Here is a 14,133-nt window from a genome sequence, read left to right as displayed (position 1 = left end):
CCCTACTTTAGAAAGCAGTTAACAACATTGCGAGTTGAATGTAATTTTACGGCATCTTGGAGTGTCTGTGACATCTGGCAGTACAATAACCGGTGGCTCAAAACCACCTGCAATGAATTGAGTTCTTTTTTGGTCAATTGCTGAATCCTGCAATGCGAGCGACTTTAGAGATTTTTTTGATAACTTAATTTTCATAATCATTTCCTTTAAAAGTTATAATTTTAATAGTTATTATATTAACTTAACTGTTGGTTAAGCCGTATTTTTATATCAATATCGTGCAAATATTGTCAATAAAGGCTGTTATTTTGTACAGGTTGGTTTTTAACCCGTAATGAATAGCCTAAATTGTTTGTTGCCATACTTCTCCTACGTCGACACAGATGTATATAGTGTTCTGAGCATGCTGTTCTATGGTGTCGCGAATAAGATCGCGTGAACAGGTTCTTTTTCAGCTCCTCCAAAGCTTAACTTCAAATACCCTGAAAATGGCCGAGGAAATGTCAATTGACTCACTTCATAATGAATAGTTTATTTGCAAGCTGCATTACTGAGCTTATCGGCTCTCAAACTGATTATCTGTTAGTAATCTTACTCTGTAGATGAAATGAGGCTGACTGAAATGTATGTTCATTTCTTATTGTGAATAACGGCATCCAAGCTTGAAAGGTGGGTGAAAAGGTATTGTTATTCGGTAAAGCTTTATTGGTCGAGATACTGTCCTCAAGCGTTTTAATGGCCTAATTAAATCAGGAAAAGCTTATTAGAGAGTGTGCGTAGTTAAGGTGTCATGTGCACACGCAAAGCTCTCCCATGTGTAAAGCAAAAAACAAAGAGTTTGTTGCTGCTTTTTATTGAAATGGCAATTTAGTGACAAAAAATGGATAGCCACTGGTGTTTTGGTATGTAACTTTTCTAGGTAATATCTTTGTAAACTCAAAAATGTAAATTTATACTTACAAGGGTATCTTGCTTTACGTTTACGTAAACAGATACTATAAGAAATTGAGATAATTTTAATTAAAGATGTTTTAAATTTGAGTTTGAATGAATTATTTAATCAATATTTTATATTATTTTAGTTTATATATGTACTTTGTTTCGTATGTTAGCTTAGATCATCTCATTTGCTGGATTGCCTAAATAGTTAATGATAGAGTCAGGCGCAATTTCAGCGCTATCTGACTTTGTCAGACAAAAATCGGAGAATAATCAAAGTGGCTGTATTTAACCAAGTTGAATTTGATAACCATGAGCAAGTCGTGTTTTGCTCGGATAAAGAGTCGGGCTTAAAAGCAATTATCGCGGTTCATAGTACTAAACTAGGCCCTGCTGTAGGTGGTTGTCGTCTATGGGATTATGCAGAAGATCAAGATGCAGTGTATGACGTACTTCGCTTATCAAAAGGCATGACATACAAAAATGCCGTTGCGCGTTTGCCATTTGGTGGTGGTAAATCAGTCATCATTGGTGATGCAAAAACAGTTAAATCGGAAGCGCTATTTAGAGCATTTGGCAAGCATTTAGAGAGACTAGGCGGTAGCTACTACTCAGCTGAAGACGTAAACATCACAACTGGTGATGTTATGATGATGCATAAAGAAACAAACTATGTGCTTGGCTTAGAGGGCAAAAGTGGTAACCCATCGCCATTTACTGCGCTTGGTACTTTCTTAGGTGTGAAAGCTGCATATCAGCATAAGTTTGGTCATCAAGATTTATCTGGTGTAAAAGTGTCAGTTCAAGGCCTAGGTGCAGTGGCATATACACTATGTAGATACCTTCACGAAGCTGGTGCAGAGTTATTTGTTACTGATATCAATGAAGAGTCGGTAGCACGTGTGGTAAATGATTTTGGTGCAACAGCGGTTGCTATTGATGAGATCTATGACCTAGATGTCGATGTTTATGCACCTTGTGCACTAGGCGCGACTATTAACGATGAGACAATCCCACGCATTAAAGCTTCTATTATTGCAGGTTGTGCTAATAACCAATTAGCAGAGCCAAGACATGGTGATGTATTGCGTGAAAAAGGCGTATTGTATGCTCCGGATTATGTGATCAATGCTGGTGGTATTATCAACGTATACTATGAGACTAAGCCTGAAGGCTATGATGAAGCCCTTTCTACAAAACATGTAGAAGGTATATACGATACATTGGCTGAGATCTTCAAGCGTTCTGATGAAGAGCAGAAGTCTACGCACATCATAGCGGATGAGCTTGCTCAAGAAATCATAGAAAACGGGCTATAATCTAACTAGATTACAGCTATAATTAAGGGCGTTTTACGCCCTTTTTTATTGCAGTAACCTATGAAAACAATAGATCTATCTAAGTGGGAACGTGCTGAACACTTTAAATTCTATCAGCATTTTGAAGACCCTAATTTCAATCTTGTCACTTCTGTTGATACCCACACGCTTTATGCAGACGCTAAAGCTGCCAATATTTCTTTTACTGATTGTTATCTCTATTGCTTGAGTCAAGCCCTCCAGTCATGTGATTTTATGCGCTTTCGGATTGTTGATCAGCTACCGATAGATGTTGAAAAAGTCGCGATAAGTAGTACATTTTTAGCAGAGGATAAAACTTTCCGTTTTATTCTGTTAGATAACGCCAACACCGTTGATGAGTTTGTCACAAAAAATAAAGAGAAGAAGCAAAGAGGACTTGGACAACCACTTTTGAGCGATGATTTTTTATCTTATAGTGGCAATGTTGATTTGGTATTTGTTTCCATTTTACCTTGGTTTGATATATCTGGATTTAAGCATGCTAGGCATAATGGAGATAATTTAGGCATACCTAAGGTTGTTTTTGGAAAATTTAATATAGAAGAAAATCGTTTACCTGTATCGATAGAGGTACACCATGGTTTAGTCGATGGTTATCATTTATCACTGTTTTTAAATGAGTTTTTTCTTAATATCATTGCATTATGTGAATACTTACGAAGTAAAAATAATTTTTAGAGTTGATAATATTGTGTTATATGCAATTCTTTTTTACAGCAAAATTGGCCTAAAGCAATGAATTATAAAGCCAAAATTGCATATTGAAACGTGTTTTTAAGCTAGCTTTGGTTAATTTTCGACTGTAATAAATTGTTAATTAAGTTGCTTTGTGTATGAAAAGTAAGTGATTTAAGTTTTTTTTCTTTGTTTTGTTGTTAATGCAATGTTTTATTTCAATTTATTAAAAGTGGTGATGCAAAATTAGTTTTGAACATGAAGTTGACATGGGCAAATGCATTTAGCATTATTGCACGGTTGATACTTCTAAAAAGGTATCCGGGGTACTCTTCTTTAGTTGAGTGCAAAAATTATAAAAGTAACATTACTTAATTGGTTGGGAACTATGTCTGTTAAAATCAGAAAGAGTCTTGTAGCTTCAGCGTTATTTGGCGCAGCAGCATTTGCAAGCAGCAATGTGATGGCAGATCCTTTGAATGACATACAGAAAGTAGGTCAGCAAACTCAAAAGGCTGCTCAAAAGTCTCAAGAAAAAGTTGATAACATTTACAGTCAGTCAATCGACATGATTGCTGATTACCGTACGACTGTAGATGAAACAGAGCTTCTAAAAGTATACAACGACCACGTTGCACGTTTGGTAGCGGACCAAAATGCAAACATTGAGTCTCTAGAGCGTCAGATCGCAACAGTTGATAAAACTAAGCAAGACGTTGTGCCTTTGATGTATCGCATGATTGATACACTCGAGCAATTCATCAAAGCGGACGTCCCGTTTGATACAGAAAAGCGTTTAGAGCGTGTTGAAAGACTACGCGTAACACTTTCTAACGCAAAAGTAACCACTTCTGAGAAATTCCGTCAAGTACTTGAAGCATACACAGTTGAAACTGCTTACGGTACTGCAATGACTGCTTCTCAAGGTTCACTGGAAATCAACGGTAAGAACATCAACGTTGACTTCGCACGTCTAGGTCGTATTGCATATGTTGCTCAGTCATTCGATCAAAAGAATGCATGGGTTTGGGACAACAGTGCAAAACAGTGGCAATCGCTAGGTGAAGAGTACCTTAAGCCTGTTAAAGACATGATCCGTATCGCACGTGGTCAGGCTGCTCCTGAACTAGTTAAACTTCCTATTTTCGGCGCGGAGTAATAAAACATGAAGAAACTATTTAAAGGTTTTGCAGTTGCTGCAGCATTAACCGTTTCTGCTGGTGCCGCGTTGAATGCACACGCAAACACGGAAGCACTAGATCAGATCCTTGAGCAAGTTAAGCAAAACCGTATCTCTGAAGGTAAAATTAACAAAGCTCGTGAGCAAGAGTTCTTGTCTGATCGCGCAGACAAGCAAGCACTTCTTAACAAAGCTAAGCGTGACCTTGCTGCTGAAAAAGCACGTGGTGAGCGTCTGAACAAACAGTTCAAGCAAAACGAAGTGACACTTGCAGATAAAGAGACTGAGCTTGTAAATGCACAGGGTACTCTAGGTGAGATGTTCGGTGTTGTTCGTCGTTCAGCTGCAGATGCTATCGGTTCAATCGAAGCGTCAATCGTTAGTGCTGAAAAGCCAGGACGTGCAGAAGTTCTTCGTTCACTAGCTGCTGCTAAAGAGCTACCAACGACACGTGAGCTAGAAGACCTTTGGATTGCATTCCAAACTGAAATGACTGAATCTGCAAAGACTTCTACTTTTGAAGCTGAAGTAGCTGAGCTAAGCGGTGACATCAATGTTAAGTCTGTTACTCGTATTGGTAACTTTAACCTAATCACTCAAGATGGTTACGTTGTATACGATGCAGAGAACAAATCAATCGTTCCTTTAGGTAAGCAGCCTGCATCAAACGTTGTTGCTACAATTGGTGATTTACTAAATACACCTGCAACTGGCTTTGTTCCTTTCGTAGTTGACCCAACTCGTGGCGCTATCCTTCGTCTAAACACGCAAAAAGCAAGTGTTGAAGAGCGTTGGCACCAAGGTGACACTGTAGGTTACATCATCACTGCATTACTAGCACTAGGTGCTCTTATTGCATTGGTACGTTTTGTTGACCTAATGCTTGTTGGTGCGAAGATCAAATCTCAAATCAAGAACGCTAGCAACCCAACAGATAACAACCCTCTTGGTCGTATCTTGAAAGTGTACCATGATAACAAGAATCAAGACGTTGAAAACCTTGAGCTTAAACTTGACGAAGCAATTCTACGTGAAACGCCTCGCATCGAAGCTGGTATCAACATCATCAAGATCCTTGCAGCTATCGCACCACTACTAGGTCTACTAGGTACGGTTGTTGGTATGATCTTGACGTTCGAATCAATCACTCTATTCGGTACTGGTGATCCGAAGATCATGGCAGGTAACATCTCTCTAGCACTTGTTACTACAGCGCTTGGTCTAATTGCAGCACTACCATTAATCCTACTTCACGCAATCGTTGCTGGTCGTAGTAAATCAATCCTACACATTCTTGACGAGCAAAGCGCGGGTATCGTAGCTGCGCACGCGGAGAAGGAGAAAGCATAATGCTAGTCCTGGTGGAGACGTGGGAATCTATCAGGGATTTTGTTGCTACAGGCGGTAACGTATTGATCGTTGTCGCAATGGCACTCTTTCTTATGTGGGTATTAATGATTGAGCGCTATTGGTTCCTACTAGTTGAGTTCCCTAGAATGCATAAGGGGATTGTAACTAAGTGGGATGCCCGCCAAGATACTACATCTTGGTACGCACACAGAATCCGTGAAACATGGGTTTCTGAAGCGTCTGAAAAATTAGATGAGCGTATGTTGATTATCAAGACATTGGTTGCAATGTGTCCATTAATCGGTCTACTAGGTACAGTAACAGGTATGATTTCAGTTTTTGAAACCATGGCTACACAAGGTACAGGTAATCCGCGTTTGATGGCGTCAGGCATTTCAATGGCAACGATACCAACAATGGCTGGAATGGTTGCGGCACTATCAGGTGTATTCTTTAGCACTCGTCTTGAGGCGAGAGCAAAAATGGCTAAAGAAAAACTAATCGATAGCTTGCCACATCACTAGAGAGAGATATAAATATGGCACGTAAACAGCGTTTTCGTGAAGAAGAAGAAGCAGCAGTAGATATGACGCCGATGCTTGACATCGTATTCATCATGTTGATCTTCTTCATCGTAACTACCTCTTTTGTAAAAGAGGCAGGCATTGAAGTTAAAAAGCCAAAAGCTGCACAGGCTCAAACTAAGAAAAATGCAAACATCTTTATCGCCATCCGTGAAAACGGTGAGATTTGGATGGACAAGCGTCAGGTTGATGTTGAGCGTGTGAGCGCTAACCTTGAGAACCTATTAGCTGAACAACAGACTGAAACAGTCATTATCCAAGCGGATAAAGGCGCTAAGCACGGTGTTGTTGTGAAGGTAATGGACCAAATCAAGGCGACTGATGACGCACTGAAGATTTCAATAGCTGGAGCTAAGTAATGATTCGATTTCTGTTTTCACTTCTAGCAGGTGGGGCAGTAACTTTCGGCTTATTTTTCTTCATGTCTTACCTTATCTCCGGTGGAGCTGAAAGGGCAGACAACCAGAAGGAAGAGATCATAGTCGAGATTATGTCGAATCCGCCTGAATCAGATGTGCAGGAGAGGAAGCGTGTACCGCCTCCACCTCCTCCACCGCCAAAGCAGCCGCCTAAACCGCAGCCGCCACAGCCAGAGACGTCAAATCCTGCTGCTGGTGCTGTAGGTTTCAACATGCCTAGCATCAACATTGGTGGTACGGCAGGTGGCTTAAGTGGCCCGGGTGATTTCGGTCGTGATGGTGAAGCAACACCTATCGTTCGTATTGAACCTAAATACCCACCGCAAGCTGCGCGTGATGGTAAAGAAGGCTGGGTACAGCTTGAATTTACAATCAACGAGCTAGGTGGTGTAGAAGATATTAAAATTATTGCAGCTGAACCAAAGCGTATTTTCAACCGCGAAGCGCAACGTGCACTTCGTAAGTGGAAATACAGACCAAAAATTGTTGACGGGAAACCGGAGAAGCAATTTGGTATCCAGGTTCAACTTGATTTCAACCTTAACCAGGACTAAGGAGTAAGATATGAAGCAAATGTCAAAAGCAACAGCTCTTGCTCTGATGATGTCACTAGCTGGCGGTGCACTTAGCACCGCGGCTATTGCAGCGCCAGATCCAGCAAAGATCGAAGAGCGTAAAAATGCAAAGACTCAAGTCATGGGCGAGCGTGTTGGTAAAAAGGTCATTAAAGCATTTGACCTTTACAACGAAGATAAAGTTGATGAAGCAATTACTTTACTTCTGGAAATCGATGCATCCGACGATTTTGATAGAGCCACAGTTAATCGCTACCTAGGTAACCTTTATGCTCAGAAAGAAGAGTATAAAACGGCTATCAAGTATATTCGTCAAGCAGTTGCGCCTGATGTACTTAACTTCAAAGATCATGCAGATCTTATGAAGCTTCTCGGTGACCTATTGATAGGTACTGAGCAGTACGAAGGTGCTAAAAAAGCTTATTATGACTGGATGGACTTTACCGGCGAACAAGACGCTAAAGTTTACGGTCGTATTGCACAAGCAAACTATGAGCTTAAAAAGTTTGCTGATGTAATTGAGCCTGCTGACCAAGCGATTGCCTTAAATAAAGAAGAACCTAACAAATCTTTCTATATGCTGAAAATTGGCTCTTATTTTGAGCTAAAGCAGTATAAGAATGCAGTTAGTGTTGCAGAAACGCTTGTCAAAATCTTCCCTGAAGATAAGCAAGTGTGGACTCAACTTGGTTCTTTCTATATGCAGACAGAGCAGTACCGTAAAGGTCAAACTGTGATGGAAATTGCATATGACAAAGGCTATTTCGAAAAAGAGAACCACTACAAGATTCTTGGTAGTTACTATTCATTGAATGAGATCCCTTACAAAGCGGCTATTACGTTTGAAAAGGCGATCAAAAACAAGCACATTGAGCGCACTAAGCAAAATGTGACTGCGACGGCAAGTTACTTCCACCAAGCGAAGAACATTGACAAAGCAGCGAAGTACTACGAAGAAGCAGCTAAGTTTGATAACGATGCAGAGATGTATAGAAAGGCAGGTAGCTTGTTGCTACAGGACCTTCAATATGCAGCTGCTGTTGTTCGTTTAAACAAGGCGCTTGAGTTGGGCTCTAAGAAAAAGGGTACAATCTACTCTGATTTAGCCGAGGCTTATCTTTATCAAGAAAAGTACAAGCAAGCTTATCGTGCGATTACTAAGGCTCAAGAAGATCCTAAGACTCGCAGATTTGCTCGCAGCTGGGCTGCTTTCATAAAAGAAAAAGCACAGCGTAAAGGCATCAGTCTTTAATTTAAAAGCCCCAACAGGGGCTTTTTTATTGTCTGTAGAAAAGTTTGATTCAAAACACACCCACAACGCATTTTTTACGTAAACTAGCAAGTTCTGTATTTCTGAGTAAATCTAGCTCTTATCCGGTTGGAATAGAGATATAGCTAAGTTCAAATCTAACAAGTTAAATTTAGGCCATCAGAGAGCCGTTTGTTTGGAGAGAAAATGTCAAAAAGTCGTGTATTTGCCACCGTGCTGTCTAGCATATTTATTTTAAGCGCTTGTAGCGAATCTAAAGCGCCTGTTAACTTAGCTGACTTTACGCAAAAGCTTCATGCTCTAAACTGGTTTATGTCTGGCTCTCAAGAGTCTGATTTTGATAAGGCAATGCCATATGATGAGGTGTACTTATCACAAAGGCATGCGTTGCTTGATTCAATTAATGCACAAGAGTTGTCTCAGTTCGACGCGAGCACAATTATGTATTTAAAAATACAGCAGCGCTATCCTGAGCGTTATTTAAGCTGGCCGGTACAGACTAATGTTCTAGCATTGTCACAAGCCTATTTTTCACCTCAAGAAATTGATACATGGTTACTGAATGTCAAAAGACGATTGGAAGATGGGGCCGAGAGTAATATCTATCTCTCTAGAATCGAAAAAAGCCAATTAATGGATTATTTATCTGACTCAGATCACCAAAGTGATACGGTAAATGCGTTTAAGGCGTTTCTTACACAATATAAAACGCGTTCAGGCATTGGACTATCTCAACTTCCAAACGGCACAGAGTGGTATCAAAGTAAGCTAAATTACTATACTAGAACAGTGCAAGCGCCACATGACTTTTTGCGCATATTACAAGACAGTAAAAAGAAAGGCTTGTCGAAAGTCGCTTTTGAATGGCGTTCTGTAGGATATAACAAACCATTTGTGTTGGCTTTTCTCGCAAATGCCTGTCAATACAAATCAGGTTTAAATTGGCGAGACCATTTTATTGATATTCGTGAAACGTTTAGTCGTTGTGAATATAAATTAGATAACGATAATCTCTATATTGCCGCCATTGTTGCTGAAGTAGACCTAGGTGTACATGCATTTTCATGGTCACAGCAACAAGCAATGCATAGGCTACAATCTAAATTAGCGCTGGATGAAGCGCAAGCCTATGCTTTACTCAAAAATATCGTATTTTATCCTGCTTCGATATTTGTATTGCTTGAGCAGTTTAAGCCTCTTTAATTTTTGTTACTGGGCAACATTGTGTGCACCTTTGTGTCGCAGGATCTTGCATTAATAAGGCGTCTTCGATTTCTTGTTCACAATCGCAACAAAAGCCAAATTGGCCAATATCAATTTGACACAAAGCAGCTTCTAGTTGTACTAACCGTTGATAGCTCGGAAATTGGCTTGGGCATATCTTCTCGTTAATGCTATCAATCCAATCAGACGGTGCCGTATTTTCTAATAACTCCGCTAACGCCAATATAACGGGGTTTGTGTTTGTTTTTAAATCCAGGACAAAGCTTGCTCGTGTACGAGCAAGCTCTTCCCTTAACTTTTCTTGACATTGCTTTAGTAGATTTTCATTCATGGGCTGCTTCTCCTCTGAAGGCCCATTATCTATTGCAGAGTAACTTAGACGTTATGATTTGAATCAAGAGACGGAGATTTTACGTATTTCTGTAATATGCTAACAACTTCGGATTTGGCTTTTAAGCGTTTTATTTCCTCGAATAAATCGTGCGCTTGAGGATATTGTAATTTTAGGTAACCAAGCCACTGTTTTGTTCTGGCAGAAAAGTATTTCTCACTGACATTCTCATCTTGATGCATAGAGGAGTGGACAATATGGTATACCACCTCTTGCCATTCAAGTGGTTTATAATCTTGTTTATTGATATGTGCTTTTATCTTTGCCGCCAAATCAGGGGTAGCAAGGGCACCACGGCCTAACATTAAATCTTCACATTGACTTTGCTGTTGGCACCTAATTGCGTCTTCTACTTGCCATATTTCACCATTAGCAACGACTGGGATGGTGAGTCTTTCAAGTAGAGGAGGGATTTTTTCCCAATACGCAGGAGGGCGATAGCCGTCGCGTTTAGTTCTTGCGTGAATCGCTAAGCTAGACGCTCCTGCACTTTGCACTGCGTCGACAATTTCACTGCTATTTGCATCATCATCGAATCCGAGTCGGATCTTCGCGCTTACCACATGCTCGTAAGGCACAGCTTCACGCACTGCCTTGATGATTTGGTAAATTTGTTCTGGCTCTTTGAGTAATACGGCACCGCCTTTACTCTTATTGACTGTTTTTGCAGGACAGCCAAAATTTAAGTCAACACCATGTGACCCTAGCTTGACTGCTTTTCGAGCGTTCGCTGCAAGTACATGAGGTACTTGACCTAACAATTGTATTCTAACGGGGGTGCCTGCTCGTGTAAGTCCACCGTTGAGTAGTTCTGGGCAATAACGGACAAATACACGTCTAGGCAAAGTTAAGTCAACAACACGAACAAACTCAGTGACGCATAGGTCAAAACCACCGATATCTGTGAGTAATTCACGCATTTTAAAGTCGACAACGCCCTCCATTGGGGCCAATATAAGCTTCATCAGTACTGCACCAAATTAAAATTCGGGCTATTCTATATGAGATGGAGCGAATTATTAATATAAATCTTATCTGTTCCTCATACTCTAAGTACCCACTGTGTATGGCTGTACACTCAAAAAAGAAAAACTTTGAAATTTGTTTTCAGGTAACTGGGTCTATTAAATGAACCCGAATTAATGATTGAGAGAAAAATTATGAATACAGTAAAGAAAAATTCCTTAGCGTTAACTTTAAGTGCAGCAGTTGTAAGCTCTGCAGCTTTGGCTTCTGGAGAGGCGTCTGCAAACCCATTTTCTTATGAAGTTATGACGTCGGGTTATCAAGTAGATGCGAGTGAAGGCAAGTGTGGCGAAGGTAAGTGTGGTGGTGACGCAAAGAGCAAAGAAGGCAAGTGTGGTGAAGGTAAATGCGGCGGTGCTAAAAGCAAAGAAGGTAAGTGCGGCGAGGGTAAATGTGGCGGCGCTGCAAAAAGTAAAGAAGGTAAGTGTGGCGAAGGTAAATGTGGTGGCGCAGCAAAAAGTAAAGAAGGCAAGTGTGGCGAAGGTAAATGTGGTGGCAGCACTAAAAGCAAAGAAGGTAAATGCGGCGAAGGAAAATGTGGTGGTAGCCACTAATAAATAGTGTCGAGTGGCATGTAGATTAGGAAGTGATAATGAATAAGAGTTTCGGCCATGTCGGACTTGGCCTGCGTAGAGAAATGTTAGATGACATTTTGAACAGTGCGCCTAACACGGTGGATTTTTACGAGGTTGCACCAGAAAATTGGATGACACTGGGTGGGCGGTTTGCTAAGCAGTTTGAGCAGTTAACTGAGCAGCATAATTTTGTTTGTCATGGTTTATCGTTATCACTTGGCTCCTCAGATCCGCTAGATACTCAATTTATTGCTGATTTAAAAACTTTTTTTGAGCAGCATAACGTCAAGTGCTACAGCGAGCATCTCAGTTATTGTTCGGGCAATGGGCATATGTATGATTTGATGCCCATCCCATTTACTGAAGAAGCGGTCATGCATACAGCCAAGCGGATTGCTGAGGTTCAAGAGCGACTTGAGAGGCGCATAGCTGTAGAAAATGTATCGTATTATGCGGCGCCAGGGCAAGAAATGTCTGAGCTTGACTTTACGCTCGCTGTTTTACAAGAGGCAGATTGTGATTTGCTATTGGATATCAATAATATCTATGTAAATTCGATTAATCATAGCTACGATGCCATGTCTTTTCTTGCTGCAATGCCAACTGAACGAATTGCATATGGTCATATTGCGGGCCACTACGAAGAGGCGGAAGATTTATTAGTCGATACTCATGGGGCAGACGTATGTGACCCTGTTTGGGCGTTACTGCAAAAAGCATATGAGTTACACGGGCTGTTTCCAACGCTATTGGAGCGTGACTTTAATATTCCACCTTTAAATTTACTGCTCACTGAAGTGCAACAAATACATCAAGCTCAAGCAGTGCATCAGAAGCTGCAAAGAGGGATTGCTTAATGTCGTTTCAAGAAGTTCAAGCTGCTTTTGTTGCCCATATTAAAGATCCTGAAAATGCAGTAAAACCTAGCGATATTGAAGATCGCAGAATGAAAATTTACAGAGAGTTGTTTTTTAATAATGTAGAGGGGTTTGTTGCATCAGCGTTTCCTGTATTAAAAAGCCTATATGATGAGAAAAGCTGGATAGCATTAGTCAGGCAGTTTTTTGCTGAGCATCAATGTACAAGTCCTTATTTTTTGGAGATCAGTCAGGAGTTTTTAAAGTATTTGGATCAAGGTTATCGCCCTAAAGAGTCAGATCCGGTATTTATGTTTGAATTAGCACATTATGAATGGGTGGAACTGAATGTGTCGATTTTGCAGCGTGATAATTATGACTTGCTATTTGATGCTGAGCTCGACGAACATCAACCCTTATTTCTTTCTAGTGTTGCTCAATGTGTGCAGTACACCTTTCCAGTCCACCAAATTCAAGTTGGCTATCAACCAGAGCAACCTCAAGAGGGGCCATATAGCTTTGTCGTGTATCGAGATTTAGAAGAAGAGATCCAGTTTATCGCATTAAATCCAATGACAAGTCTATTGCTGGCGAGCGTTGAGCAGCAACCAGGTATGAGTGTTTTGGAGATTTGTGAGCAAATAGCCCAACAAACTTCTGGTTTTACAGCTTCACAATTGGTAGTGGGCGCTCTACAAACTTTACAGCAGTTCGCTGAAAAAGGAATTGTTGTAGATAAAAGCAGCCGCTCACCTTTATTGATGTCATAAGTTCTACTAAGATGTGAACGCGATTTGTGCTAACGCCTTGACTCTCTTATTTGGTTTCAAGGCACAAAACTAAGGTTGTTCTCATGTCTAACTCTGAACGAAAAGATCCATTCAAACTTTCCTATTTTCTCGCTTTTCTTGCATGCTTTGTTGGTATCGGATGCTTAAATGCGATCCTTGGCTGGATCTATTTAGGTGGCTAAACTTCTAGATGCGTCTAAGATAACAAATTAGCAAGATTTTATGGGTTACTTATTCACCGAGTTTGGCCCATTTATTGTACCTTTACTCGTTTTTTCTTCGATTTTTTTCCATTCTCGTTTAAAGTCGATCCTTTCTTGTTATAATCACTTTCTTTCTAAAAGAAATCTGAAAAACGAACGATTATGACACAACAAAACTTGTCTTTGATCAAAGATAGCATTGCAACTGTTCCAGACTACCCAAAGCCTGGGATCATGTTCAGAGATGTAACTACATTACTTGCTAATCCAAAAGCATTCCAAGCAACAATCGACGCTTTTGTTGCAGCGTATAAGGACCAAGGATTTGATAAGATTATTGGTACTGAATCCCGCGGGTTTATTTTTGGTGCCCCACTGGCATTAGCGCTTGGTATTCCATTTATCCCTGTGCGTAAACCGGGCAAATTGCCAAGAGAAGTGATCAGTCAGTCTTACCAATTAGAATATGGTGAAGATACATTAGAGCTTCATACTGATGCAGTAGTAGAAGGTGATAAAGTATTGTTGGTTGACGATTTATTGGCAACTGGTGGCACAATTGAAGCGACAGCGCAATTGGTATCTCGTTTGGGTGGGCAAGCGACAGATGCTGCTTTTGTTATTTCACTACCTGAATTAGGCGGTGAAGAGCGAGTGACTGCATTGGGCATTAATATTCTAAAATTAGTAGAGTTCGACGGCGAGTAGTATCA

At 40.5% G+C, this 14,133-nt stretch carries 16 protein-coding genes; 13 read left to right on the top strand and 3 right to left on the bottom strand.

What is annotated here, in order from left to right; genetic code table 11:
• Positions 1 to 18: 18 nt before the first annotated feature.
• Positions 19 to 195, bottom strand: coding sequence for a hypothetical protein (locus N477_RS26160; protein WP_155731972.1), 177 nt, complete (start codon positions 193 to 195; stop codon positions 19 to 21).
• Between the two features lie 1,022 nt (positions 196 to 1,217).
• On the opposite strand from N477_RS26160, the gene N477_RS20370 reads away from it, so the two are divergent.
• The 9 genes from N477_RS20370 to N477_RS20330 all read left to right on the top strand — a co-directional run bounded on the left by N477_RS20370 (position 1,218) and on the right by N477_RS20330 (position 9,556).
• Entirely contained in the window at positions 1,218 to 2,258 is a 1,041-nt protein-coding gene (locus N477_RS20370) for a Leu/Phe/Val dehydrogenase (protein WP_063362017.1), read from the top strand.
• A 60-nt stretch (positions 2,259 to 2,318) separates the two neighbouring features.
• Positions 2,319 to 2,978, top strand: a complete 660-nt coding sequence (locus N477_RS20365) for a CatA-like O-acetyltransferase (protein WP_063362016.1) — start codon at positions 2,319 to 2,321, stop codon at positions 2,976 to 2,978.
• 385 nt (positions 2,979 to 3,363) lie between these two features.
• Positions 3,364 to 4,134, top strand: coding sequence for a DUF3450 domain-containing protein (locus tag N477_RS20360; protein ID WP_063362015.1), 771 nt, complete (start codon positions 3,364 to 3,366; stop codon positions 4,132 to 4,134).
• A 6-nt stretch (positions 4,135 to 4,140) separates the two neighbouring features.
• Positions 4,141 to 5,505, top strand: coding sequence for a MotA/TolQ/ExbB proton channel family protein (locus N477_RS20355; protein WP_063362014.1), 1,365 nt, complete (start codon positions 4,141 to 4,143; stop codon positions 5,503 to 5,505).
• Positions 5,505 to 6,029: a MotA/TolQ/ExbB proton channel family protein gene (locus N477_RS20350; RefSeq protein WP_063362013.1), complete on the top strand. Its 525-nt coding sequence runs from the start codon at positions 5,505 to 5,507 to the stop codon at positions 6,027 to 6,029. Before N477_RS20355 ends, N477_RS20350 begins: the two co-directional genes overlap by 1 nt.
• Positions 6,030 to 6,043: 14 nt before the next feature.
• Positions 6,044 to 6,448: an ExbD/TolR family protein gene (locus tag N477_RS20345; RefSeq protein ID WP_063362012.1), complete on the top strand. Its 405-nt coding sequence runs from the start codon at positions 6,044 to 6,046 to the stop codon at positions 6,446 to 6,448.
• Positions 6,448 to 7,062 carry an energy transducer TonB gene (locus N477_RS20340; protein ID WP_063362011.1) on the top strand — a complete coding sequence of 205 codons (615 nt, stop codon included), beginning with the start codon at positions 6,448 to 6,450 and terminating at the stop codon, positions 7,060 to 7,062. The genes N477_RS20345 and N477_RS20340 overlap by 1 nt, the downstream gene beginning before the upstream one ends.
• Positions 7,063 to 7,072: 10 nt before the next feature.
• On the top strand, positions 7,073 to 8,335 hold the full coding sequence (locus tag N477_RS20335; protein ID WP_063362010.1) for a hypothetical protein: 1,263 nt from the start codon (positions 7,073 to 7,075) through the stop codon (positions 8,333 to 8,335).
• A 204-nt stretch (positions 8,336 to 8,539) separates the two neighbouring features.
• The gene (locus N477_RS20330; RefSeq protein WP_081216465.1) at positions 8,540 to 9,556 is read left to right on the top strand and encodes a hypothetical protein; all 1,017 of its coding nucleotides are present in this window, start codon (positions 8,540 to 8,542) and stop codon (positions 9,554 to 9,556) included.
• On the opposite strand, the gene N477_RS20325 is transcribed toward N477_RS20330, so the two are convergent.
• Entirely contained in the window at positions 9,543 to 9,908 is a 366-nt protein-coding gene (locus tag N477_RS20325) for a hypothetical protein (protein WP_063362009.1), read from the bottom strand. The genes N477_RS20330 and N477_RS20325 overlap by 14 nt on opposite strands.
• A 44-nt stretch (positions 9,909 to 9,952) precedes the next feature.
• Entirely contained in the window at positions 9,953 to 10,933 is a 981-nt protein-coding gene (locus N477_RS20320; protein WP_063362008.1) for a tRNA-dihydrouridine synthase, read from the bottom strand.
• A gap of 195 nt (positions 10,934 to 11,128) precedes the next feature.
• On the opposite strand from N477_RS20320, the gene N477_RS20315 reads away from it, so the two are divergent.
• From N477_RS20315 to apt, 4 genes are all read left to right on the top strand, one after another.
• Complete coding sequence (locus N477_RS20315; RefSeq protein WP_063362034.1) at positions 11,129 to 11,548, top strand: hypothetical protein; 420 nt, start codon at positions 11,129 to 11,131, stop codon at positions 11,546 to 11,548.
• Positions 11,549 to 11,586: 38 nt separating this feature from the next.
• Positions 11,587 to 12,426, top strand: a complete 840-nt coding sequence (locus N477_RS20310) for a DUF692 domain-containing protein (protein WP_063362007.1) — start codon at positions 11,587 to 11,589, stop codon at positions 12,424 to 12,426.
• Positions 12,426 to 13,196, top strand: coding sequence for a DNA-binding domain-containing protein (locus N477_RS20305; protein WP_063362006.1), 771 nt, complete (start codon positions 12,426 to 12,428; stop codon positions 13,194 to 13,196). Before N477_RS20310 ends, N477_RS20305 begins: the two co-directional genes overlap by 1 nt.
• A gap of 386 nt (positions 13,197 to 13,582) precedes the next feature.
• Positions 13,583 to 14,128 carry an adenine phosphoribosyltransferase gene (gene apt, locus N477_RS20300; protein ID WP_063362005.1) on the top strand — a complete coding sequence of 182 codons (546 nt, stop codon included), beginning with the start codon at positions 13,583 to 13,585 and terminating at the stop codon, positions 14,126 to 14,128.
• The last annotated feature ends 5 nt before the right edge of the window (positions 14,129 to 14,133 follow it).

This window comes from Pseudoalteromonas luteoviolacea H33-S (assembly GCF_001625695.1).
In the GTDB taxonomy this organism is placed as follows: Bacteria; Pseudomonadota; Gammaproteobacteria; order Enterobacterales; family Alteromonadaceae; genus Pseudoalteromonas; species Pseudoalteromonas luteoviolacea_B.
Note: the sequence above shows the minus strand (reverse complement) of the source record. Positions and strands in the feature narration are given on the sequence as shown.